Raw genomic sequence first — 23,219 nt, 5'->3', positions numbered from 1 at the left:
ATTATCCAGATGGATAATGTGATTGACTTAAAGCGGTGTCAAAGGGTATTTGCAGGGCATGGCAACAACAGCGCCCGCCCCTCGCGTCGATCCGGCGGAAATGCTCAAGGAAGCGGCGCTGCGTCTGTTCGCCGAGCATGGCGTTGCGGGCGTAACGGTGCGCCAGATCGCGGAACTGGCGGGCCAGAAGAACCACGCGGCGGTCGGCTATCACTTCGGCTCGAAGGACGCGCTGGTGCGTGCGGTGATCGTCCACGGCGCGCGCCTGATCGACGAGTTTCGCAACCAGATGCTCGATGCGCTGGAGGCGCGCGGTGGCCCGGCCACGCTGATCGAGGTGACCACCCTGCTGGTGCAGACGTCGCTGCTACGGTCGGACCCGCCGTGGAGCGATTGCTACAACCGTTTCGTCGTGGCGCTGCAACTCTCGCATCGACGCCTGTTCATGGACGCGCTCGAAGGTCGCTGGAATTCGGGCTACCTGCGCTGTCTCGATCATGTGCGCCGCCTGCTGGCGCATCTGGCGCCCACGGTGGTCAACCGGCGATTGCTGTTCATGGGCGCTGCGCTTGGTGGCATTCTGTCCGCCCGCGAAAGCGAATTGGCGGATACGTCGCGCCCCCACCCGACATGGACGGACCCGGCGACGCTCGACGGCGTGGCGCATGCGCTCGCGGCAATCCTGCAGGGTGATGCACCCGCGCCCTAGCACGCGGCGCATCGGACTTGCCTTCAGTGCACCGCCAGCGCCGGCATCTTGGTTTTGGCGTCCTCGCCGATCGGCGGGCGTGGCGTCGCCTCGTCGGTTGCTGAGGTCGCGACGGCGATACGCTGGCGCCGGTTGGCGGCAACGCTGGGCAGGCTGGTCGCCTCGGCGGTCCAGATCAGGCCGGTGGCCGATGTTTCCGGGGCGAGCTTGCGGTAGAAGCTGCCGTTGATCTGCGTTGTGGTGATCAACTCGTCGCGGAATTTCATATAGAGCCGGTTGTCGGGTACGGCGCTGTCCGCCTCGGTCCAGAAGCGGTCGAGCGCGCCCTGGTAGGTCAGGCCGGGAATGTCCCAGACCGCTTCGCCCACGGCCTTGGTGGGGCATTTCATGCCGACCGCGGTCAGGCCCACGGTGCTGTTGATGACGACGACGCCGCGGCAATGCCGGATCAGCGTCGGGGTATGCTGGTCGTGGATGTAGAGCACTCGCCCCTCGCACCTTTCGGCGCGCGACAAGCGGCGGATCAGCGCGCTATAGTCGCGATAGCCGCGATCCATCGGATGGTGCTTGAACACCAGCACGCAATTGGCCGGGGCATGCGCCGCGAAGGATACGATGGTCGACGCGATGAAGCCTTCGACGCCGCCGACATCGGCGTGGATCACGACCTGCGAATCGTTGTGGACCTGCAGCGGCACAAGGAAGAAGCGCTTGTCGAGTTCACCCTCCAGCCGGGCCTGAACGCCCCGTTGCCGCCACTTGAACCAGCCCTTCCGCAGCGGCGAGAGCAGCCAGGGGAACATTTCCATGATCGTCAGCGGACGATGGTGGCAATAGTGCGGGAAGAACATCTGCCCGAACCCGCCGATGGTGAAATAGAGGAACCCCCACCACACCATGGCCCAGAAGCTGTGCGGCATCGGCCGACGCGCGATCACGCGGTCGGGCGCGCGCAGATAGTCTTCGGGCGTGCGCGTCATCAGGCTGTTGGCGTTGACCCCGTCGCGTTCCAGCGTGACGAAGTCGGGCCGGATATAGCCTTCTTCGAACACGCCGACCTCGATCCCCATGCCGGTCGCGACTTCGTGCGCGGCGCGGTGGATCGGACGGCAATCGCCGAACAGGAAAACGATGTCGATCTTCAGCGTGCGCAGGCGCTGTTCCAGCCAGCGTGGCCAGTCTTCCATCGTGCCGCGGTAGGTCTCACCACTGTGGAAGAAGAACCAGTCCCCGGCATTGAAATTGAGCTTGTGCACTTGCGCGCCGGCATCGTGCAAATCCCGCGCGAACCGTTTGAAGAACGGCCCCACCGGACCTTGGAGCAGCAGTACGCGCCGCCCCTGAAAGGCCTTAATTCCACCATCTATCACGACTGTTGGTCCCCAGCCACGCCCGCGTGAGCGTGCGCAGCTTGCGGATCAACCTTCTGGTCGGCCCTCTGCGCAGTCCTTCGAGCTTCCGCGATATCTCCAACATATTACGGTTGTGTGCAATGCTGGATAGGACGGATTCGCAGTTAGTTTCGCGTTCATCAGCTTCGTTCCAGTAAAGCGGATATTGCAGTAACGCGCCCGCAACAATTTCATCGAGCGTCAGTCTCCGGGTGCGGCGCAACAGGGCTCTGGCATCGGGCGCGCGATCTTCGGTCAACCCCCATCCAGCGTAGAAGGGCATACCCCAGGTCGTGACCGGCTTGCCGCGCAGCATGGCGTCGAAGCCCGACAGCGACGTGATCGTGTGCAGCGCGTCGCAGGTTTCGATGCAGCTAACTATGGAACATTCGGTCTCGATCCAGTCGGCCAGCGCTTCGGCCTCGCGCCGCGCGGTGCGGCCACGCCGGTTGCCGCTCATCACGTCGGGGTGGGGCTTGTAGACGATATAGGCGTCGGGGCAGGCGGCGCGGACCTGTTCAAGCAGCGCCAGGTTGCTGCGCACGCCGGTTCCGCCCAGCGCGATCGAGGCATCGCTTTCGACCTGCCCGGGCACCAGCACCACGCGGCGGCCCTGTGGTGTCCAGCGCGGGGGAATGCGGGCTTCGATGTTGTACTTGGTCAGGCCTTCGGCGGCGATGAAGGCGCGCGCGGCGGCGGCCCGCGCCAGCTTCTCGTCATCGAACGCGGCGGTCTGCAGCAGGATCTCCAGCGCGCTCGGCGCCGTGGCGTCGAAATAGATGCCGACCGGATCGAGCACCAGCGACTGCGGCGGGATCAGGTCCGAGCCAAGCCCGACCGAGCGGATGAACCCGTCCTCCAGCCGCAGCAAGGTGGCGCTGGTCGCGGTGGCCAGCGCGTGCAAGGCGGGGCCGGGTGTCGCGCCCCAGATCGCGATCGCATCCCGGGCGGTCGGCCGCAGCTTTTCCGCCTGCGCCGCGTCGGCGACGAAGTGAACTTCGCGGGTGCAGGAGGAGAGGATCGCGCGCAAGTTGTGCGCCTTCCAGCGGCGCAGGCCGACGGCGATGATCCTATCGTAACGCCGGTCCAAGTCGTGTCCCCCTTGCGCGCGCCCGCGCCCTTACGACGCTCAGAGTCGCACGGTCGTCGCGATCTGTTCGAGCCGCTGCGCCCATGTATGCTGCGCCAGCACGTAGCGCGAGCCTTCGCGCGCACGATCGAGATCTTCGCTCGAAGGCCCGTGGCGCAGCCGCTCGAACAGTGCGCGAGTGTCTTCGGGCGTGGCGACGACATGGCAGAAATCGCGGAACATCGCTTCGACCGAGCGCGCGGCCGATGTTACCGCAATGCCGCCGCAGGCGAGGATCTCGACCAGACGGCGCGAAAACATCGTCGCCGAATCGGTGACGGTGTTGACGTTCAGCGACACGAGGTGGTCCTTATAGATCTGTGCGGTGCGGGTGTGATCGACCGCCGGACGCACCACCAGCCCCGACCAGTCGGGATAGCGGTAGATCGACGAAGGCCGGTCAGAATTGCGGTCATAGATGGTCAGCCCCAGCCCCGTGTCGAGCGCGGCGGAAAACGCCATGTTCTGCCATTCGCGGCGGCCATCGTGGATGTGGGTGCTGTAGCTGCCGACGAAATTGGCGTCGTTGCTGCGGAAGTTGAAGCCGGTGAAGTTGTGGATCGCGGGCTGCACGGGAAAGGGCAGCACCCCGACCGAGGCCTGTTCGCCCATCACCGCGCGATAGCGGGGCACGCAATTGGCATCGACGGTGAACACGTGGTCGAAATGCCGCGCGCTGTCGATGAAGCGACCGAAGTGGACGCCGTCTTCCTTGTTCCAGAACACCGTCGGAATGCCCAGGTCGCGCGCGGTGGCGACAAGGCGGCGCAGGCGGCGGTTGGTGCGTAGCAGGTGGCGGGGATAGGATGCGATCTTGTACTTCCAGGCGCCGCCAGCCCCGTGCCACGCGGACTCCACCAGCAGCATGTCCGGACGTTCGGCGCGCAGAAGCGGCGCGAAGCCCTTGGCCGGAACGTCGATCACTTGGCATTCGGGCGCTAGGCACGAGCGCGTCAGTTCGTCCGCCAGCAGCGCGATCTTGATCCCCGTTGCCCCCATCGTGCCGATCTTCAGTCCGTCGTTTCGTTGGCGGAAATGCGCGGGCGATCATAGATCGCCGCGTCGCACCAGGGCCGGGGCTTGCGCGTGCCGCGGATGTTCACGCGGCGCAACTGGTCGATCCCGTCGAAGCGGTTGCCGCGCGCGAGATTGCCGGTGGAGGGGCATTCGCCGCTCTTCTTGGTGCATTCCTCGGACTTGCCAAGGTCGCAGAACCATTCCTCGATGCCGGTCGTGCGATCGGTGGTGCGGAAGGTGTTGCGGTCGATGACGTTGTTGTCGGACGAATCGCGCAGCTTCACCGCCGATCCGCAGAAGTCCTCGATCGTGTTGCCGACGATGCGGTTGCCCGATGAGCCGTGCGCGACGTACATTGCATGCAGCCCCGCGCAGGCGGTGACCGGATAGTTGCGAATGGTCTTGAACCAGTTGTTCTCGATCACGTTGTCATGCGAATTGACGAGCCGCACCGCAGCGGTCGACTTGCCGAGGCCCTTGGTCGTGTCGGTGCCGATCCGGGCGAAGATGTTGCCGCTGATCGTGGTGCCGCGATTGAAGGCGTGGGCATCGTTGCGGTTGCCATTGAGCGTGATCGCGGTCGCGTAATCGACGATGCGCAGGTTGCGCACGGTCAGGCCGGTGTCGCGCCCCGCGCTGCCATCATAACGCAGAAACGTGCCCGTGCCGTTGCCGTAGAAGGCGGGATAGCTGTCGGCCTTGCTGCCGGTTCCGGCGAGTGTCAGCCGCCCGCGCATCCGCTTGTCGTCGAGCGCCAGCGTCTGTCCGCGATATATGCCGGGGGCGATCTGCACGGTCATGTCCTCACCCGTTCGGGCCGATCGCGCCGCAGCGACCTGCACCGCCGCCGCCAGCGTGGCCACCGGCCTTTGTGCGCTACCGCCATCGTTGGCGTCGCTGCCGTTGGCGGCCATATAGACATCGCCCGCAAAGGCGGTGGCGGGGATCGCACCGCCAAGGCCGATCGAGAACGCGACGGCGAAGCGCAAACCCTGGGACATGAACTGGACCTTCCGAAGTGTCGCGCCCGCGGCGCGCCGCCAGACCGTCAGGCGGCAATCGCCGCCAGCGGCAACCGGCATGAGAGATTTTCGCTGAATGTGCGATTAAACCGCTCCACGGCACGCTCTACCTCGGCCAGACGCAGGGCGAAGACCTCGGCCGCAGCACCGCCAAGCACCTTGGCGCGCCGCGTGCCGGTCGCGCGCTCGGTGGCGTTGCGGTTATCGGTGGTCTCGGCGATCTCCTTGATCCACTCATCGCTCGCCGGAATGGTCAGCGGGTGGAACAGGCGTCGCGCCAGCCAGGTCGGCTTGTCGTCACAGGCGATAAAGTCGTCCAGGTTGAGCACGCCGATCGATGCGCGCGCGCCGGTGCGCAGCGAGGCATGGCGCAGTTCGATCGCCGTCTCCAGGCTTTCGATGTACTTGTCGATATAGGCGTTGGGACCGTCGGTGAACCAAGGCATTTCCACCAACGAAAGGTAGCAGTCGGCCACGTTGCGGATGCAGTAGAGATAGGCCGTGGTCGCAAAGCTGGTCCCGACGATCTGGTCGATGCGCTTGTGATGGCTTTCGATCTGCGGCGTCTTGAAGCCGTGGAAGGTGGCCTTGGGCTTCATGACCCGGCGGGCCTTGGAAAAGCTGGCGAAAAGCTCGACCACCGCTTGCGCCCGTTTGCGCTGGAAGTAGTTCGACGCATAGCCTTGCGGATAGGCGGCGTCGCCTGCAGCCATCATGTCGCGCAGCGGGCGCAACAGTGCATGGCGGATCTCGCCCTGGATACACACGTCGTGATGACGGTTGAGAAAGTCCGCGAACTGGCGCGTGCCGCAGCGCGGCATCCCGCAGAGCACCACGAAGGGCCTGCTCTGGCCGGTCTTGGTGTCGATCATCCCAACTCTGCCCCTCTGGTCGTCCTGTCGTCGCGTCGGCGGTGACTAGGCGTCTGCTGTTACAGGTCTTCGGTAATCCTGCCTTCATCGCAGATCACGTCGAATTCTTCTTCATCTTCGGCGGGCGCGTCGTGCTGGCCGAACTCCTGCGCCAGCGGGCCCGAGAAGAACTGGCTCATCACCAGGTTCACGCCGAACTCGTTCACTTCGCGAAGGTCGGGCTGGAAGAACATGCCCCGCGAGGGATGGCCGATGATGACTTCGTACGACGGGAAGTAGTGGATGTCGTCCTCGTCGGCGGCGAGATCGCCCGCCACCGCGCGCAGCACCGACTTGGAATAGGTCGTCGCGGGCAGGACGTGCTGCCCCGTCGCCGTTGCCACCAGCGGCACCGGCGAGACCGTCAGCAGCATCCGCGCGCCCGGATTGGCCAGCTTAAGGAAGGCCCAGAACGCGCGCATGTCGGCCATGACTTCGCCATAGCGCAAGTTGCGGAAGGCATAGCGTTCGGGGTCGAAGCTGCCCGCGATCGTGCCCGGCGCGGTCGGGAACATCGTCCCGTCCTCAAGGCTTTCCCAGCCCTCGGTCAGCCCCAGCGTGAATACGAAGACGTCAAGCGTCTCGAACATCGCGCGCACCGCATCGAGATGGCGCAGCCGCTCGATCCGCACGTCTTCCGCGCTGGCCTGCCCAACGGGGTCGACGCCGGGGCGCAGCGCGTCGAAGAAGCGGTCGTTCTTCTGCCACACGACTTCGGCGGGGCGACGCTCGCCGAACGCTTCCTGCGCCAGCTGGAGCAATTGGCGCGCGGTATAGACGTTGCCATAACGGCACGAGAATACGCCATAGCCGAAGCGGCGTGCCTCGCTTTCGCTGGCGAACACCGGCGGCGCGGGCTCGCAATCCATGTAGGCCGCACCACGCCTTTCAAGATTGCGGCCGATGTGCTGGGCAAAGCAGCTGCCCGCGGTCGCCACCTTGTCGGCGCGCGTCAGCGGCATCGGATCCCACATTCCGGTGAAATCGGCGACGTGGCGTTCGGTCACGGCAGAGCGCCAGAACGACCGCTCAGGCCGACCGCGATAGGGATTGGTCATCGTTGCGCCTCCCGATGGGCTCGCAATCGTTCGGCGAGCGCGATGTCTTCGGCCCGGAAGCCCCTCTGCGGCTCGGCGGCGCGCGCCACGGCAGCCGGGGCCGGGGCCGAGGCAGCCGCAAGGGCCGGAGCCCTGGCCGGGCGCGGCGCTGGGGCGGGGCGGGCGGGCACCGGACCGCCCTTGCGACGAATGGCGTGCCAAGTGTCCAGCAGGTCCTTGGGCTCGTCGGTCGGGCTGGCGGCGATCGCGCGCGCCCATTGGAGGTAGGCCGCATGGTCGCTCACATGGCCGTGATTGCCGGTGAAATCGCTGTGCAGCAGGACCCGGCGCGAGCGTGATTGCCCGGCCAGCGCGCCGAGGAAGGGCAGCATGTGCGTGGTCGCGTGATGCCGGTCGCCCATCGCCTGGCAATAGACGATCGTGTTGCGGAAGCCCGTTGCGTAAAGTTCGGGAAGATTGGTGCAGGTCACGTCGGCAAGCTGGTCGTTGGACTTGAGATCGGGCCAGCAGGCCTCGCGATAGGGGGTCACCAGCGTACTGTGATAGGCCGGGATGTTCGTCTGCGGATTGAACACCAGCGTGACGGCCTTGGGCGCGAAGAACGAGTAGTAGAGTGCCGCAAAGCCGCCGCCCGACGTTCCGAAATAGATCGTCCGGTCGCCGCCCAGCGCCTTGGTGATGGTGCGCAGCGCGCCGCGCAGGTGGTACTGTGTATCGAAACCCCGGTGCCCGGCGAACCAGCCGATGCGGAAATCGGGCGACACGGCGAGCGACGGATCGCTGAGCGCGACCTGGTTCGTGTTTGCCAGCCCTGGAAAGAAGCCGTTGAACGGGATCTTGTGCCGCGTGTCGCGGTTGACTGCGCCGTGGAAGGTGAACAGCAGCTGCGTCGGCTTTTCGACGATGCGCGCCTTGAAATGGACTTTCAGGCCTCCGACGGAGAACACCAGCTTGTGATCGCCCGGCGTCAGTTGCGAGAAGCGCGCGCGCAGATAGCGCAGGAAGCGCGGACTGTCCTCGACACTGTCCTTCTTTTCGAGATCGATCGTCATTGCGCCAGCTCCACATCAGGCGCCACCGGGGTGACGTAGTCGGCCAGCAGCCCTGCGGCCTTGGCCCCGACCGCACGCCATGTGCGCGCGTCCTGCACCCAGGCGCGACCGTTGCGGCCAAGTTCCGCGCGCAGGTCGGGCGAGGTCATCGCGTGTTGCAGCGTGTCGGCCAGGCTTTCGATATTGCCCTTTTCGAACACCAGCCCGGTCTTGCCGTCGGCGATCATCTCCACCAGCGCGCGCACGCTGGAGACCACCACCGCCTTTTCCATGGCCAGCGCTTCCAATGGCTTCATCGGCGAGACCATCTCGCACACCGGCCAGGGCTTGCGCGGGAACGGGCAGACGTCGAGCAGCGAGTAGTAGCGCCCGACCACCTCGTGCGGCACGCGGCCGGGCATGATCAGCCAGTCGGAGAAGCCTGATTCGTCGGCCGCTTCGGCGATCATCTGCGTGATCGGTCCCGTGTCGTTGCCCGACGTATTCTCGTTGCCGACCAGCAGCAGGCGGAAGTCCTGCCCGCGCTGCTTGAGCAACCCGCAGGCGCGCGCCAGATCCTCCAGCCCTTCGTAATCCACGAAGGTGCCGACATAGCCGATCACCGGCGTGCCATCGGGAATGCCCAGCTCCGCTGCCAGCTGGCCATCGCGGGCGCGCGGCAGGAAGCGTTCGGGATCGCAGGAATTGGGCAGGATGTCGATCAGCCCGGCATCGACCCCGCGCTCGGCCAGTTCCTCGCGCATCGGCTCGGTCAGCGTGAAGACATGGTCAGCGGCCTTGCACACCGCCGCTTCGAGCAGGCTCTGCAGCTTGTAGGCGGCGGTCTCGCCATAGTCGTCCTCGCGGGACATCTTGGTTACTTCCCAGAAGCCGCGCACTTCGTACACGAAGGGAATGCCAAGGCGCCGACACGCGATCAGCGCGGGCAGCGCGACGACGTGGTTCGATGCCGACATGACCATGGCCGGGCGCAGCTCGCGGTACTGTTCCTCCAGCACGCGCGCCGCTTCGGGGACATAGTTCACGTACTTCAGCGCACTTCGGCGCGGCTCGAACGTGCGGCGATAGGGAATGCCGTCGATCACATCGACCTGCGGCACGTCCTGCCCTTCGAGCCCCGTCACGACATCGTGCGGGAAGCCGGGGCGCGTCATCGCCACCACGTCGAAGCCGTTGTCGCGCAGGCCCGTCGCCACGCCGTGCGTGCGCGTGGCGTAGCCACCCGAGGAATAGGGCAGGCTGTTGTGCAGCATGTAGCAGATGCGATTGCCGACCGGCTCGAACGCGCGTTCGCGGCTTTCTTCGATCAGGTCGAGCATCGAAAGCTGGTGGGCGAGCCCGCCTTTCAGCTTTTCCACCCGCTGCCGGTCGTTCTGGTTGGCGATCACGTGCGGATGGGCATTGAGTTCGGCAAGGATGGCGGCGGTGCGCTCGAACACGCCCGCGCGCTCGAACGCGCCATAGGCACTGATCAGCACCGCCACGCTGCGGTCGGTCGCCAGCGCTTCGTCGGCCAGCGCCACGTCCGCCGCGCTCAGCCCTGCATCGCTCAACGTGCGGCCCACGCGGATCAGTTCAAGCGCGCGGGCCTTGCCCGACAGCGTGCGCTCCTTGTCGATCAGCGCGACGATGCCTGCCGCCCCTTCCCGGGCGACGAAATCCGTCGTCCGCTGCGGGTCGAGCAGCAGTCCGGTGAGCGACAGAGCGCCGGGTGCCTCCTGCTCTGGGGATCGGTCCTGGGTGCCGGTCTTGCCTGCGGAATCCTCGCGCGGCCCACCAAGGTTGGACAACACCAGCGCCGCCGCCGCGCCCCAGTCGCGCTGTTCGAGCGCGCGCGTGCGCGCTGTTTCCGCCATGGCGGCTGCACTGGCGGGATCGTCGAATACCGCCGCGATGGCGCGGGCGAGATCGGCGCCATCGCCTGCACGGAAGAACCGCGCGGTTACGCCGTCCTCGGCTTCGGAGCGGAAGGCTGCGAGATCGGGCACCACCAGTGGCACGCCCAGTGCCATCGCCTCGACCAGCTTGATCGGCGGCACCAGCTCGCACACCTTGTCGGGGCGGCGCGGCAGGCAGACCAGCGACATTTGCGCGATCCGCGCGCGCGCCTGCGCCGGGGCCAGCTTGCCCGCGAACTCGACCGCGCTACCAAGGCCCAGGGCCTGCGCCTGCGCTTCGAGCGCTTCGCGCGCCGCGCCATCGCCGATCAGGGACAGCGCGATGTCCTTGCCCTCACCACGCAACGCGGCGATCGCATCGAGCAGCAGGTCCAGCCCTTCGTAGCCCACCAGCGCACCGGCATAGCCGATGGTGAAGCGCGCCGGGCGCGAAGGGGAGATCGCGGCGAAGGCGGCGCTGTCGATGCCATTGGGCAGTACCGCAATGCGATTGCGCGCGATGCCCCATTCGCGCGTCAGGAATTCGGCCAGCGGTTGCGAGATCGCATAGACCCGGTCAGCCTGCCGTGCGGCGAAGGCTTCCAGATCTAGCCCGAGGCGATAGCGTTCGCTTTCCTCGAAACCCTCGACGTTCGAAGCGCGGCTCATTTCCCACAGCCCGCGCATCTCGTAGTGGAACGGCACGCCCACCTGCCGCGCCGCGATCAGCGCGGGCAGCGCGTTGACGTGGTTCGACGCAGCCTGGATCGCGCCGACGCGCTTCTCCACGGCCAACCGCGCGATCGCCGCCGCCGCACGTTCGAGATAGACGTCGAGCGGCAGGCTCTGCGCGGGCTGGCGGAAGTGGCGGTATTCCACGCCATCGACCAGCGTCCGTGTTTCCCGCGCGGCGCCCTTGGTGTCGGGCCGGTCCCACGGATAGCCGGGGCGTGTCGCGGCGGTCAGTTCCACGCCCGAGGCCGCGATTGCGCTGAGCAGCGCGGCGGTGCGCGTGGTGTAGCCGCTGATGTGATAGGGCATTGCGCTGGCCGCAACATAGAGCAGCGAACGCGGCTTGGGGCTGTAGCGCGTCGATGGCGTGATCGGCAGGTCGGGCTTCAGTTCGAACAAGTCGGCCAGCGCGTGGATCTGCGCCGAACGCGCTTCTTCAGAGGCGCTGAGCGCGTTGTCATCCGGCAGTTCGCGCAGCAGCCGCGCGGGTTCGAGCAGTTCGCCCGCGTCGAACAGGCGGAAGGCCAGCCACTTCGCGCGCCAAGGCTGCGGGTCGGCGTCCTGCGCGATCCGCGCGGCCTGCGCGCAGCGGGCCGGGTCGCCCGCCTGAAGGTGACGCGCCAGCGCGGTATAGGCATTGGCGCGGGCGACCGGCACCAGATCCAGCGCCTCGATCATGGCGACGGCGGCGTCGTATCCTTCAGCCTCGAATCGCTCGATCAGGCGCGAGAAGTCCTTGCCCCCTAGCGCCGCCACCAGCTTGGCGCCGCGCGTGCGCTTGCGCTTCACGTCCTCGCGGCGCAGCGCGATCAGCTGGCCGGGCAGCTTTGCGATCGCGCCGGGGGAACGGAAGCCCTTGACCAGCAGGTCGCCCAGCTGGAACCCGACCGTCTGCTTCAGCGCGGCGGCCTGCCGCTCGTAGGCGGCCTGCACGCGCTGGTGCCCGCGCTGTTGGACCAGCGCCGCGCGCCGTTCGTGCTGCAGCTGCGCCTGTGCTTCGGCGAGTGCAGCGGTCAGTTCGGCCTCGCGCGTGGCGAGCCGTTTCTGCAGCGCCTTGCGCTCGGCATTGGCGTCGGCGATGCGCTTGCGCTGCTCCTCGCGCTTGCGCAGGTAGGCTGCGTCCTGCGTCGCAAGGTTTTCGCGCAGCGTCGCCACCAGGCGTGTCAGATCGTCGATGTGGTCTTCCAGGCCCGCCCGCGCGGCCTGCGTCTCGGCCAGTTCGGCGCGCGCGGCAGCAGTCTCGGCATGGCTTTGGGTCAGGTCGGCTTCGGCCCGCGCGACGTTCGCGGCCAGCCGCTCGTTCGTCTCGCGCGCCAGCTTCAGCTCCTCGCGCGCGGCCTCAAGCTTTTCACTGAGCTTGCCACGCACGCGCACGAGCGTGTCGCGCGCGGCTTCGAGCTTGCCGCCCAGTTCCTCGCGCATCGCGTCAAGCCGTGCTGTCAGCTTGTCGCGATGGACTTCCAGCCGCTCGGCCAGGTCCTCGCCGGTCTTGCGCGCCTTCGCCAGATCGCCACGCAACCGCTCGCCATTGGCGGTCAGTTCGGCGATGGCGCGTTCGTCGGCGGCGCGCGTCTCGGCCAGTTGGCGGCGCGCCTTCGCCAGTTCGGTCTCGAGTTCCGCAAGCGCCTTCTTCTGCGCGTCCGAGCCGCCACGCAGCGATGCGATGGTGGCGGTGTGCTTGGCGATTTCGCGTGTTCGCGCCTCGAGCGCGGCCCCTCTCTTCGCCATCAACGCGTAGTGCCGCTCCTGCGCCGCGAGCGCGCCCGATGACGTCACGCGCAGCAGGTCCTCGTCGTTGCGCGGGGCCTTTTCGCCATCGCGCGCGATCATGCGGATGTAGCCGTCGACCACGTCGATTTCGTCCACCGCCAGCCCGATGGCTTCGGCCATGCGCACCACGTCGCGCGGCAGCAGCGTCGCCTTGTGGTCTTCGTGGGGGTGCAGACCGAATGGGGTAGTCAGCACAATCGTGCCGCCCGGCGCCAGATGCCGCCGCGCCGCCAGCAGGAAGCGTTCGGGCACCGCCTGGTGTTCGATCACTTCGCCCAGTACCACCGTGTCGGCCAGCAGGTCCTGCGGCAACTCGTAAAGATCGCGCTGCAGCCACGTGAGCCGCGCTGCCACCGCCGCCGCCTCGCGCATGGTTGCCTCGGTGGCATAGGCGATGGCGTCGGGGTGCGCGTCCACGCCCGTCACCACGAAACCTTCGCGCGCCAGCAGGATGGCGGCGATGCCCTGGCTGCAACCGATGTCGAGCACGGTCTCGCCCCGCGCGTGCGAACACATCCAGTGGATGCGCTCGCGCGCCACTTCGCTCGCCTCGTCCGAGGCGACTTCGCCCCGATAGAGTTCGCTGATGCGGTCCGCCGGGATGGGGTGGCTGCGGGTGTCGCTGTCGGGGAGAGTGTCGGTCATCGGCTCACAGGATGATGGTCGCGAAAGGGCCGGGTGTCGGATCGGGCAGCGGGTCAGGCAGACCAGATTCCGCGCGTGTCGATGATCTCGACGCCCGCGCGCGGGGTCGGAACGGCCTCGCGGAACGGCTTGTGGTCGACCAGCAGCGCCCATACGTCGGCAGTGCGCAGCGCTTCGGCCATGTCGGCCAGCGCGACGCCGCGCGTAGCGAGCCTGGCCGGCAGCGCGTCGATGTTCGGCTCGACCGCAAGGATCTGGCCGGGGAAGCTGGTCGCCAGCTGCTCGACGATCCCGACCGCCGGACTCTCGCGCAAGTCGTCGATGTCGGGCTTGAAGGCGAGGCCGAAGGCCGCGATCCGCACGTCCGAAACTGCACAGCCCTTGCGGCGCGCGGCGGCTGCGACAGCGGCTTCGACTTTGCCGATCACCCACTGCGGCTTGCTATCGTTGACCAGCCGCGCGGCGTGGATCAGCCGCGCCTCGTCGGGCGTGCGGTTGACGATGAACCAGGGGTCGACCGCGATGCAGTGGCCCCCCACGCCCGCACCGGGCTGGAGGATGTTGACGCGCGGGTGCCGGTTGGCGAGCGCGATCAGCTCCCACACGCTGATGTCCAGCTTGTCGCAGATCAGCGACAGTTCGTTGGCGAAGGCGATGTTGACGTCGCGGAAGGCGTTTTCGGTCAACTTGCACATTTCGGCGGTGCGTGCGTTGGTCACCACGCAGGCCCCCTGCACGAACGTGCCGTAAAGCGCGCAGGCAGCCTGCGAGCAGCGTGGCGTCATGCCGCCGATTACCCGGTCGTTTTCAACCAGTTCGCGCAGCACGTGGCCGGGCAGGACGCGTTCCGGGCAGTACGCCACGCGGATGTCGGAATCTTCGCCCGCGGTCTGCGGGAAGGTCAGATCGGGACGGGCCGCGGCGAGCCAGGCGGCCATCTGCTCGGTCGCGCCCACCGGCGACGTGGATTCGAGCACGACGAGATTGCCTGCCTCCAGCACCGGCGCGATCGCGCGGGCGGCAGCTTCGATATAGGAAAGATCGGGTTCGTGGTCGTTCTTGAAGGGGGTGGGGACGGCGATCAGGAACGCTTCGGCAGGTTCCGGCGTCAGCGTGGCGCGCAGCTTGCCTTCAACGGTCGCGGCATGAACCACCATGTCGAGATCGGGCTCGACGATGTGGATGCGCCCGCTGTTGATCGTCTCTACCGCATGGGCGTTGACGTCCACGCCGATCACTTCGACGCCGCGCGAGGCGAACACCGCCGCCGTGGGCAGGCCGATATAGCCGAGCCCGACGACGGAAATGCGTTTGAAAGATAGGCCGGGGTCATGCGCCACGGCCATGGCTTGCTTGATGGTGGCGGTCCTCATTCCCAATGCTCAAGCACCTTATGAATCCGTTCGCAAGCGCGACCGTCTCCATAAGGGTTGTGGGAAAAGGCCATGTCGCGATATTTAATGTTGCTGTCCATCAGTTCGGCAACACCGCCGACGATTTGGTCGATGCTGGTGCCGACAAGTCTGACGGTCCCCGCCTCGACTGCTTCTGGGCGTTCGGTCGTGTTGCGCATGACCAGAACAGGCTTGCCCAGTGATGGCGCTTCCTCCTGAATACCTCCGGAATCGGTCAGAATTATGTAACTGCGATTCATCAGGTATACGAACGGCAGGTAGTCTTGCGGTTCGATCAGGTGAACGTTGCCGACCCCGGCCAGAATGCGGTTGACCGGATCGCGCACGTTCGGGTTGAGGTGGACCGGATAGACGAAGTCGGCGTCCGGGTAGCGCGCCGCCAGTTCCGCGATTGCGGCGCAGATCCGTTCGAACCCGCCGCCGAAGTTCTCGCGGCGGTGGCCGGTGATCAGGATCAGGCGCGCGCCCTCGCGCAGGACGGAGGCAAATTGCGCCGCCAGTTCTGATGAAAGCGCTTCGTCGGCTTCCAGTTTGGCCTTCACCATCAGCAGCGCGTCGATCACCGTGTTGCCGGTGACGTGGATCGCATCGGCTGTGATGTTCTCGGCCAGCAGGTTTGCCTGCGATTGCGTGGTAGGGGCAAAGTGCAGCCGCGCCAGCGCGCCGGTCAGCTTGCGGTTGGCCTCTTCCGGCCAGGGCGAATAGAGGTCGCCCGTGCGCAGGCCCGCCTCGACATGTCCGACCGGGATCTGCTGGTAATAGGCGGCCAGCGTGGTGGCGAAGGTGGTCGAGGTATCGCCATGGACCAGCACGATATCGGGCGCGAAGTCCTTCAGCGGGCCTTCGATGCGGGTCAGGATCTCGCTGGTGATGCCCGAAAGCGTCTGGCCGGGCTTCATGATGTCGAGATCGTAGTCGGGCACGATGTCGAACAGGCGCAGCACCTGGTCGAGCATCTGCCGATGCTGCGCGGTCACGCAGACGCGCGCATCGAACCCGTCGGCGGCGGCGAGGTGCTTGACCAGCGGCGCCATCTTGATCGCTTCGGGGCGCGTTCCGAAAACCGTCAGAACCTTCTTCGTCATAGGGCGAGCACCACTCTTGCGCTGACCGCGATCTGGTAGAGGATCTGGGTCAGGTCCTTGAACAGCTGGCGGGATTTGGAATCGACCTTGGGCAGAACGAGCACTTCGTCGCCCGCCGCGATTTCGCGGCTGGATTCCTTCACTTCGTCATAGCTGCCGTTCTGGTGCGCGATCACGATGCGGCGCGCGCTGCTCTTCTGCGTATAGCCGCCAGCCTCGCGGACATAGCCGATTACCGGCTGGCCGGGTCGCCAGGTCACGGCGTTGGCGAACAGCACCTCGCCGCTCACCAGCACCAGGCTGTCCTTGCCCGGCACGCGCAGGCGGTCGCCATTTTCGAGCAGCATGTTGTCGCGCGCGGCACCTTCGGCCAGCACCACTTGGCCGGTCGGATCGACCTGCTTGGCGCGTTCCACCCAGCGCAGCACCATGTCGGCTTCCTGCGCGCGCAGGCGCGCTTCCTCGCTCGTGCCCGAGCGCGCGTTGAGCGCGGCGGCTTCGAGGCTCTTGAGCGAGGCGGCGAGCATGTCCTTCTGCCGCTGGCGCACGCTCGCGCGGTAGAGCTGGATGTTCTGCGGGGCCGAACGGTCGGAGAACTGGATCTGCTTGAGCAGGTCGCTCATGTGCGAACCATAGGGCAGCACGTATTCCTGCGCGCTGTCGTGCTCGCCTTCGACACGCACGGTGATCGTGCCCGGCTTCTTGTCGGCGGTGAACTCCACTTCGTCGCCATTGGCCAGTTCGGTCGCGGTGGGGGCGGTCAGCGAATAGTATTCGACATTCTTGACCGGCCCCGTGTTGCGCGTGATCCGCATGTTGGTGGCCTGCGCCAGCGGGCGCGCCATCATCGCGAGATCGGCCGTGGTGGTATGCGAACCGGCGGGGAATTCGAACACGTTGGTGTTCTCCGCAAGGCCGGTCACGGTCACCGTGTTCTGCCGCGGGCTCACGAAGATCACGTCGCCGTTCGACAGGTTCACCTGCGGCATCACCCCGCGGAACAGGAACTCGTAGAGGTTGACCCGCGCGCGCACTTGCTCGCCGCGCTTGACCTGCACCTGGATGAACGAGCCGCGATCGGGATCGATGCCGCCAGCCAGATCAAGGTAGTGCAGGATCGAATCCATGCTGGTGCCGTCATAGAGCCCCGGCCTTCGCACGAAGCCGCCCACGAACACGCGCACCGGCTGCGCATCGGCGATGCTGGCATAGCTGTAGACATTGGCGCGATAAGCGCGGGCGACGGCGCGCTCGACGATCTGCTGCAACTGGTTGTTGCGCACACCCAGCACGTTCACGGGCCCGATCGAGGGCAGGAACACGTTGCCGTGCGGATCGACGGTCTGGATCTGGTTGAAGTTGTAGGCGCCCCACAGGCGGATCACCAGCCGGTCGCCCACGCCGACCACGTATTCGGGATTGAACTGCGCCGCCGTCGCGCGGGCGAAGGCGCCGGTGAACATGTTCGACCCGAACGCCTGCGAGGCGAGGTTGGCGCGGTAGTCGAACAGCGGCGGCCCCTTGGGCATGACGGTGGCCGAACCAACGTCCATCGGCGCTGCCTGCGCGACGCCCTGCGTGGCCGTGCTGGGCAGCGATGCCGCTGGCAGCGGCACGCCGCCGCTGGTGGTGCCGCCGCCGCCCGCCGCGGCGCTCGCGGCCGATTGCATGCTCGCCGCAGCCACGGCGGCGGCGATCGTCGCAGGGTCCATGCCCGAGACCATCGACGTCATCGTTTCGGGCGACAGCGGGTTCATCTGTGCGGCGGCGGGTGCCGCACAGCCAAGCGAGAAGGCGAGGGCCGGGGCGATCAGTCCGGTGGCGGTCTTGTGCAGAGGCAAGGTCATGCGTCCTGTCAGTCGAAGTGGTCGCGAACGATGGAGACGAGCAACATGCTGATCCCCGCCAGCAGGAAGGCGACAAGGGTGAAGACAAAGGCGTTGTAGGCGCGGCGCGGCTGCTCCGCGATTTCGGGCGTGGTCGGCGACTGCATCACCGAGATTTTCTTGACCGTGCGCGAGGCATCGATCTTGCCCTTTTCCAGCGCGGCGAGCGTGGTCTGGTACAGCGCCTGCGCGAACGTGGCCTCCTGCTGCAACCGCTGGAACTTCTCGGTCTTGCGGTTCAGCGCCGCGTTGCCCGGCGCGGTCGCCTTGCCGCGCTCGGTGGCGATCTGGGCGTCGATCGCGGCGATCTGCTGGCGCACCGCGACCACGTCGGGGTGATCGGACACGAGATAGGATTGCAGCGACGTCATCTGTGTTTCGAGCGCGCTCTTGCGCGCCGAAAGCTGGGCGATCAGTTCTTCGACCGAGCGCAGCGAGTCCTCAGGCGAGACCATGCCCTCGCGGTTCTGGAAGTCGATCACGGCCTGCCGCGCGCGGGCATTGCGCTCGCTCATCCGCTCGACCTGATCTTCGAGGAAGTCCACTTGTGCCATCGCCAGCTTGTGATCGCTGTCGTTCATGAAGTCTTCGCCCTCGCGCATCATCACGGTCACGATGTCGTGCGCGGTCTTGGGATCGAAGGCCTCGGCGCGGATTTCCAGCACGCCGTCATAGTCGTCGTAATCGATGCGCACGCGGTTCTGGAAATAGTCCTCGAACTTCTCCATCGGCGTGTCGGCGCGCCACAACCGGCTCAACGGGTCGTGATGCCAGTCGCTGTAGTGCGCGCGCAGGTGCAACTGCTTGTCCAGCTTCTTGAGCATGTCGACCGACAGCAGGTGATCGCGCAGCAACATCTGGTCGGCGCGGTTGCCGCTCGATGCGAAGCCTGACAGCAGGCCCCCAAGATCGGGGCCGCCGGCGCCGGGCAACTGCGTGCGCTGCACCACCACGTCGGCTTCCGAGACGTAGCGGTCCGAGGCGATGAACAGCCAGTAGACGGTCGCCAGCGCGCTCGACACCGCCGCCAGCCCCAGCAGAAGGTTGCGGATGCGGGTGCCGCTCCAGGGCCCTTTCAGGAACGCAGGACGCGCAAAGCGCACCGGCACGGCGTCTTCGTCGGCGTGGAGCAGGGGAGTCTCGGCATTCATCTGGGAAGGGTGTCCTTGTACGCGCGCAGCGCATCGTCGAGATTGTCGAACCAGTGGGCCTTGCCGCCGTGGATATAGAGCCCGGCAGTGCAGAACCGCCGCAGCGTGCTGGCATCATGGCTGACCATGATCACGCTGGCCTCGTTGGCGCGGCGCTTGAACTCGTCGGCGGCGCGCTGGCGGAACGAGGCGTCGCCCGCCGACGTCGCCTCGTCCGAGATGTAGACGTCGAAATCGAACGCCAGCGAGATCGCGAAGCGCAGGCGCGCGGTCATGCCGGTGGAATAGGTGCGGATCGGCTCGTTGAACGCCTTGCCCAGCGCGGCGAATTCCTCGATCCGCGCCAGCCGTTCCGGGATGTCGTCCTCGTGGCCGTGGATGCGGCACACGAACTTCGAATTCTGCCGCCCGGTCAGGGTGCCCTGCAGGCCCCCGCCAAAGCCCAGCGGCCACGAAACGCGGCACTGCCGGTCGACTTCGCCGCGCGTCGGCTTGTCGACGCCGGCCAGGATGCGCAGCAGGGTGGACTTGCCCGCCCCGTTCGAGCCGACGATGCCCACGCTCAGCTTGGGCGGGATGGTGAAGCTGACGTTTTCCAGCACCCAGCGCCCGGCGCCGTGTGCGGTGCGATATCGCTTGGAGATGTTGCGCGCGATGATCATCGTTCGGCAATCTGGAAGGCGAAGCGCAGTTGCAGCGCAAGCCCGATGAACACCAGCACGCCCGCGAACATGAACAGATAGGTGGGGTCCGTTTCGGGCACCGCCTGGTAGCTGCTGGACAGGCCCATCCGCGCCATTTCCACGCCGTGCGCCACCGGGTTCAGCATCAGGATCTCGCGGACGGGTCGCGCCAGCGAGGCGATGGGAAAGATGACGCCCGAAATCAGGTACATCGGACGCAGCACGACCGAGAGCAGCAGCCTGACTTCGCGCACCAGCGTCGTCGCGGCCGAGATGATCATCCCGAAGCCCAGGCCCAGCGCCCACAGCCCGGCCATCGCGCCCAGCAGTGACAGCGGATTGTCGGGCTTGAATTCGTGCCCCCACAGCGCGGCAAGCCCGGCCAGCAGCATCGTGGTCACCAGGCTCATCGTCGCTTCGAGCAATGCGCGCGAGATCAGCGTGTCGATCGGCTTGACCTGGCGATAGGCGAAGAGCGCGCTGTTGCTGTCGGCTGAGGTCGAAACCCCGTCAGCGGTCTTGCGGAACAGGAAATAGGCCTGCAACCCCACCATGACCCACATTGCGGTGTCAAGATCGCCGACCTTGCGCACGCGGATCACGCTGTACATCACCATCAGGTAGGTGACGTGCAGCACCGGCTCGGCCAGCACCCAGATCCACGACACCCGGCTCGCAAACAGCTTCGCTTCGGCTTCGCGCAGGATCAGCGCGCGCCAGACGCCAAGCGTGACGGCAAGATGCGAACGAGGCGCGCGCGAAGCTATGACCGATCTCCCCAAGCGGAAATGCTCCGGCGATCGCGCCGGATACCACGGGTTTCCCCGCCAAAGCGCCCCGGTCGGTCCCCCGTTGTGCCCCGGCCGCGCATTAGCGAGCCGTTCCAGGCGCATCTAGTCCAATAGGTGTCATATTCGCGGCAAATTCGGCCAGCGCCATCAGCCCTTCGGCCAGCGCGGGCAGGTGCGCCAGCGGTATCGCGTTGGGGCCGTCCGACAGCGCGTGTGCCGGATCGGGATGGGTTTCCATGAACAGACCGGCCACGCCGACGGCCACGGCCGCGCGCGCCAGCGGGGCCACGAATTCCCGGCGTCCGCCCGAACTCGTGCCGTTGGCGCCGGGCAATTGCACCGAATGCGTGGCATCGAACACCACCGGGCAGCCGGTGGCGCGCATCTCGACCAGCGCGCGCATGTCGACCACGAGGTTGCCATAGCCGAAGCTGGTGCCACGCTCGCAGCACAGGAACGCGTCCTGCTCTACACCCGCGCCACGCGCCGCCTCGCGCGCCTTGGCCATCACCTGCGTCATGTCGCCCGGCGCCATGAACTGCGCCTTCTTGATATTGGCGGGTCGCCCGCTCGCGCCCACGGCGGTGATCAGGTCGGTCTGGCGGGCGAGGAAAGCGGGGGTCTGCAGCATGTCCACCACTTGCGCCACGGGCTTCACCTGTCCGGCGTCGTGAACATCGGTGAGCACCGGCAGCCCGGTCTCGGCGCGGACCTTTTCGAGCACGCGCAGGCCCTCGTCCATCCCCAGACCCCGGTAGCCCGACAGCGCGCTGCGATTGGCCTTGTCGAAGCTCGCCTTGAATACCACCAGCGCGCTTGTGCGGTCGGCCAGCGCCCGCAGCGCCTCGGCTACGGTCAGGCACAGCGCCTCGCTCTCGATCACGCAAGGCCCCGCGATCAGGAATAGCGGATGGCCCAGTCCCACGTCGCGCCCTAGCAACTTCATGCGTCCATCCCCGTCCCCCGGCGCATCATGCCAGCCCGTGCGCGGCCATGATCGCCTCGATCATCGGCGCGTCTCCGGGGTTGTTCAATTCGATCAGATCCCACGCCGGCATCGGGCAGACGGCAAGGCCCACGCGGATTCCGGCATCGAGAAAGCGCAACTGCTCAAGCCCTTCCAGTTCCTCGATCGCGCTTGGCGGTGTCGCAGCATAGTCCGCCAGTGCGTCGGGTCGATAGGCATAGAGACCGGCGTGCAGATGGACCGCGCCGGGCGCCTGAGCGATCCGTTCGGGCGCCACGTGCGGGATCACCCGCTTGGAGAAATAGAGCGCGTCGTGCCGGCGGTCGAACACCACCGTCGTACCGCCCACCCGGCCCTCGGCCTGGTCGGCCACCAGCGCTTCCAGCATCGTCGCCGTGCAGGGCAGGGCCGGGGTGCAGACCGGCAGATCCGGCTCGGCACGCATCCGGTCGAGCAGCGCCGACACCAGCCCCGCAGGGGTCAGCGGCGCATCGCCCTGCAGATTGATCACCACGTCGGGGCGCTCGCCCAGCACCGCGAGCGCAGCGGCGCATCGCTCGGTCCCGTTGCGGCAGCTTTCGGGCGTCATCACCACCTCGGCCCCGAACCCGTGTGCGACATCGGCGATGCGCGCGTCGTCGGTCGCTACCACCACGCGGTCGATCCCCGGCACGGCCATGGCCGCGCGCCAACTGCGCTCGATCAGCGGGCGCACCACGCCATCCGCTCCGCGCAAGGTGGCGAGCGGCTTGCCGGGAAAGCGGCTGGAGGCGAACCGGGCGGGAACGATGATGACGGCGCGGTCGGTCATGCGCGGGATCAGCACGCCCCTGGCGACGAAAAGTCGTGGATGTGGACGATCCCCACCGGACGGCCTTGCGCTTCTCCCACGTCCTCCACCACGAACAGCGCCGTGATGCGGCTTTCCGACAGGATCGCCAGCGCATCGCCCGCGCGGGCCTTGGTGCCGATGGTTTTGGGCGAACGGGTCATCACCTCCTGCGCGGTGCAGGTCAGCAACTGGTCCACATGACGACGCAGGTCGCCGTCGGTGATTACCCCGGCCAGCCTGCCCTGCGCGTCGATCACGCCAGCGATGCCGAGGCTCTTTTCGGTCATCGTCACCAGCACTTCGCGCATCGGCTGTTCGGGCGCGACCAGCGGCAACGCATCGCCGCTGCGCATGAACTCGACGATCGGCATCAGTTGCAGCCCGATCTCGCCGCCCGGATGCAGCGACTGCAGCCGCTCGCGCGAGATGCCGCGCACGCCCATCACCGTCACCGCCAGCGCATCGCCCAGCGCCATCATCAGCGTGGTCGACGTGGTCGGCGCGATGTTCACCGGGCACGCCTCGCGCGCATCGGGCAGCAGCAGGCCGACGTCTGCGCTGCGCATCACCGATGAATCCGCCTGCGAGGCGATGCCGATGATCCGGCAGCCGAGCGCGCGGGCATAGGACAGGATCGGGCGCAGTTCGGCGGTATTGCCCGAATTGGACACCACCAGCAGCACGTCGCCCGGCACAATCATGCCAAGATCGCCATGCGCGGCTTCTGCGGGGTGGACGAAGATTGCCGGCGTTCCGGTCGCGGCCAGCGTCGCAGCCATCTTGCGCCCGACAAGGCCCGACTTACCCATGCCGGTCACCACGACGCGCATCTTGGCAGCAAGGATCGCGCGTACCGCTTCGGCGAAGCTGTCGTCCAGCGTGCGCGCCAAGCGGCCCAGCGCATCGGCTTCGATCTGCACGACATTGCGCCCACGGCTGATCAGTTCGATCGCGGAAAGCATCGTCGGCGACTGGCCGGGAAGGCTGGCCTTTCTCAGCATTCCTTCATCCTATCGCCTTTTGACCGTCACGTGACAATAGTTGCATCGGATTTGCGCCATATCGAAGCTGTTAGCGCCTGCGAAGGCAAAAAATT

Annotated in this window: 18 protein-coding genes; 1 reads left to right on the top strand and 17 read right to left on the bottom strand. The window is 66.7% G+C overall.

All coding sequences use genetic code 11. From position 1 onward, the window contains the following. Positions 1 to 58 precede the first annotated feature (58 nt). Complete coding sequence (locus tag K3A84_RS12100) at positions 59 to 709, top strand: TetR/AcrR family transcriptional regulator (RefSeq protein WP_225009605.1); 651 nt, start codon at positions 59 to 61, stop codon at positions 707 to 709. A gap of 23 nt (positions 710 to 732) precedes the next feature. On the opposite strand, the gene K3A84_RS12095 is transcribed toward K3A84_RS12100, so the two are convergent. The 17 genes from K3A84_RS12095 to K3A84_RS12015 form a co-directional block, all read right to left on the bottom strand. Next, complete coding sequence (locus tag K3A84_RS12095; protein WP_225009604.1) at positions 733 to 2,019, bottom strand: capsule biosynthesis protein; 1,287 nt, start codon at positions 2,017 to 2,019, stop codon at positions 733 to 735. A gap of 40 nt (positions 2,020 to 2,059) precedes the next feature. After that, complete coding sequence (locus K3A84_RS12090) at positions 2,060 to 3,190, bottom strand: capsular polysaccharide export protein, LipB/KpsS family (RefSeq protein ID WP_225009603.1); 1,131 nt, start codon at positions 3,188 to 3,190, stop codon at positions 2,060 to 2,062. 39 nt (positions 3,191 to 3,229) lie between these two features. Then, positions 3,230 to 4,228 (bottom strand): CgeB family protein, encoded by a 999-nt coding sequence (locus K3A84_RS12085; RefSeq protein WP_225009602.1) that lies wholly within the window; start codon positions 4,226 to 4,228, stop codon positions 3,230 to 3,232. 11 nt (positions 4,229 to 4,239) lie between these two features. Further along, positions 4,240 to 5,247, bottom strand: coding sequence for a right-handed parallel beta-helix repeat-containing protein (locus K3A84_RS12080; RefSeq protein WP_225009601.1), 1,008 nt, complete (start codon positions 5,245 to 5,247; stop codon positions 4,240 to 4,242). A gap of 47 nt (positions 5,248 to 5,294) precedes the next feature. Continuing rightward, entirely contained in the window at positions 5,295 to 6,140 is an 846-nt protein-coding gene (locus K3A84_RS12075; protein ID WP_225009600.1) for a hypothetical protein, read from the bottom strand. 59 nt (positions 6,141 to 6,199) lie between these two features. Beyond that, entirely contained in the window at positions 6,200 to 7,237 is a 1,038-nt protein-coding gene (locus K3A84_RS12070; RefSeq protein ID WP_225009599.1) for a GSCFA domain-containing protein, read from the bottom strand. Continuing rightward, positions 7,234 to 8,289 (bottom strand): hypothetical protein, encoded by a 1,056-nt coding sequence (locus K3A84_RS12065; RefSeq protein ID WP_225009598.1) that lies wholly within the window; start codon positions 8,287 to 8,289, stop codon positions 7,234 to 7,236. Before K3A84_RS12065 ends, K3A84_RS12070 begins: the two co-directional genes overlap by 4 nt. After that, complete coding sequence (locus tag K3A84_RS12060; RefSeq protein ID WP_225009597.1) at positions 8,286 to 13,313, bottom strand: glycosyltransferase; 5,028 nt, start codon at positions 13,311 to 13,313, stop codon at positions 8,286 to 8,288. Before K3A84_RS12060 ends, K3A84_RS12065 begins: the two co-directional genes overlap by 4 nt. A 53-nt stretch (positions 13,314 to 13,366) precedes the next feature. Next, positions 13,367 to 14,659 (bottom strand): UDP-N-acetyl-D-mannosamine dehydrogenase, encoded by a 1,293-nt coding sequence (wecC, locus tag K3A84_RS12055; RefSeq protein WP_225009865.1) that lies wholly within the window; start codon positions 14,657 to 14,659, stop codon positions 13,367 to 13,369. A 23-nt stretch (positions 14,660 to 14,682) separates the two neighbouring features. After that, positions 14,683 to 15,813, bottom strand: coding sequence for a non-hydrolyzing UDP-N-acetylglucosamine 2-epimerase (gene wecB / locus K3A84_RS12050; RefSeq protein ID WP_225009596.1), 1,131 nt, complete (start codon positions 15,811 to 15,813; stop codon positions 14,683 to 14,685). Next, positions 15,810 to 17,660, bottom strand: coding sequence for a polysaccharide biosynthesis/export family protein (locus K3A84_RS12045; protein WP_225009595.1), 1,851 nt, complete (start codon positions 17,658 to 17,660; stop codon positions 15,810 to 15,812). The genes wecB and K3A84_RS12045 overlap by 4 nt, the downstream gene beginning before the upstream one ends. Positions 17,661 to 17,668: 8 nt before the next feature. After that, positions 17,669 to 18,850, bottom strand: coding sequence for a hypothetical protein (locus tag K3A84_RS12040; protein ID WP_225009594.1), 1,182 nt, complete (start codon positions 18,848 to 18,850; stop codon positions 17,669 to 17,671). Next, positions 18,847 to 19,512, bottom strand: a complete 666-nt coding sequence (locus K3A84_RS12035) for an ABC transporter ATP-binding protein (RefSeq protein ID WP_225009593.1) — start codon at positions 19,510 to 19,512, stop codon at positions 18,847 to 18,849. The genes K3A84_RS12040 and K3A84_RS12035 overlap by 4 nt, the downstream gene beginning before the upstream one ends. Continuing rightward, on the bottom strand, positions 19,509 to 20,315 hold the full coding sequence (locus K3A84_RS12030) for an ABC transporter permease (protein ID WP_225009592.1): 807 nt from the start codon (positions 20,313 to 20,315) through the stop codon (positions 19,509 to 19,511). Before K3A84_RS12030 ends, K3A84_RS12035 begins: the two co-directional genes overlap by 4 nt. 88 nt (positions 20,316 to 20,403) lie before the next feature. Next, positions 20,404 to 21,270 (bottom strand): 3-deoxy-8-phosphooctulonate synthase, encoded by an 867-nt coding sequence (kdsA, locus tag K3A84_RS12025; RefSeq protein WP_225009591.1) that lies wholly within the window; start codon positions 21,268 to 21,270, stop codon positions 20,404 to 20,406. 25 nt (positions 21,271 to 21,295) lie between these two features. After that, entirely contained in the window at positions 21,296 to 22,102 is an 807-nt protein-coding gene (locus K3A84_RS12020) for a 3-deoxy-manno-octulosonate cytidylyltransferase (RefSeq protein WP_225009590.1), read from the bottom strand. An 8-nt stretch (positions 22,103 to 22,110) separates the two neighbouring features. Further along, positions 22,111 to 23,124, bottom strand: coding sequence for a KpsF/GutQ family sugar-phosphate isomerase (locus tag K3A84_RS12015; RefSeq protein ID WP_225009589.1), 1,014 nt, complete (start codon positions 23,122 to 23,124; stop codon positions 22,111 to 22,113). Positions 23,125 to 23,219: the final 95 nt, after the last annotated feature.

The organism is Novosphingobium percolationis (genome assembly GCF_020179425.1).
GTDB classification, from domain to species: domain Bacteria; phylum Pseudomonadota; class Alphaproteobacteria; order Sphingomonadales; family Sphingomonadaceae; genus Novosphingobium; species Novosphingobium percolationis.
This window is presented reverse-complemented; position numbering and strand designations above follow the sequence as displayed.

Bases quoted from the DNA above. Each gene is read 5' to 3' on its own strand.
- K3A84_RS12085 (WP_225009602.1), bottom strand. From the start codon at position 4,228: ATGGGGGCAACGGGGATCAAGATCGCGCTGCTGGCGGACGAACTGACG.
- K3A84_RS12075 (WP_225009600.1), bottom strand. From the start codon at position 6,140: ATGATCGACACCAAGACCGGCCAGAGCAGGCCCTTCGTGGTGCTCTGC.
- K3A84_RS12040 (WP_225009594.1), bottom strand. From the start codon at position 18,850: ATGAATGCCGAGACTCCCCTGCTCCACGCCGACGAAGACGCCGTGCCG.
- wecC (WP_225009865.1), bottom strand. From the start codon at position 14,659: ATGGCCGTGGCGCATGACCCCGGCCTATCTTTCAAACGCATTTCCGTC.
- K3A84_RS12060 (WP_225009597.1), bottom strand. From the start codon at position 13,313: ATGACCGACACTCTCCCCGACAGCGACACCCGCAGCCACCCCATCCCG.
- K3A84_RS12070 (WP_225009599.1), bottom strand. From the start codon at position 7,237: ATGACCAATCCCTATCGCGGTCGGCCTGAGCGGTCGTTCTGGCGCTCT.
- K3A84_RS12045 (WP_225009595.1), bottom strand. From the start codon at position 17,660: ATGACCTTGCCTCTGCACAAGACCGCCACCGGACTGATCGCCCCGGCC.
- K3A84_RS12065 (WP_225009598.1), bottom strand. From the start codon at position 8,289: ATGACGATCGATCTCGAAAAGAAGGACAGTGTCGAGGACAGTCCGCGC.
- wecB (WP_225009596.1), bottom strand. From the start codon at position 15,813: ATGACGAAGAAGGTTCTGACGGTTTTCGGAACGCGCCCCGAAGCGATC.
- K3A84_RS12080 (WP_225009601.1), bottom strand. From the start codon at position 5,247: ATGTCCCAGGGTTTGCGCTTCGCCGTCGCGTTCTCGATCGGCCTTGGC.
- K3A84_RS12035 (WP_225009593.1), bottom strand. From the start codon at position 19,512: ATGATCATCGCGCGCAACATCTCCAAGCGATATCGCACCGCACACGGC.
- K3A84_RS12100 (WP_225009605.1), top strand. From the start codon at position 59: ATGGCAACAACAGCGCCCGCCCCTCGCGTCGATCCGGCGGAAATGCTC.
- kdsA (WP_225009591.1), bottom strand. From the start codon at position 21,270: ATGAAGTTGCTAGGGCGCGACGTGGGACTGGGCCATCCGCTATTCCTG.
- K3A84_RS12020 (WP_225009590.1), bottom strand. From the start codon at position 22,102: ATGACCGACCGCGCCGTCATCATCGTTCCCGCCCGGTTCGCCTCCAGC.
- K3A84_RS12015 (WP_225009589.1), bottom strand. From the start codon at position 23,124: ATGCTGAGAAAGGCCAGCCTTCCCGGCCAGTCGCCGACGATGCTTTCC.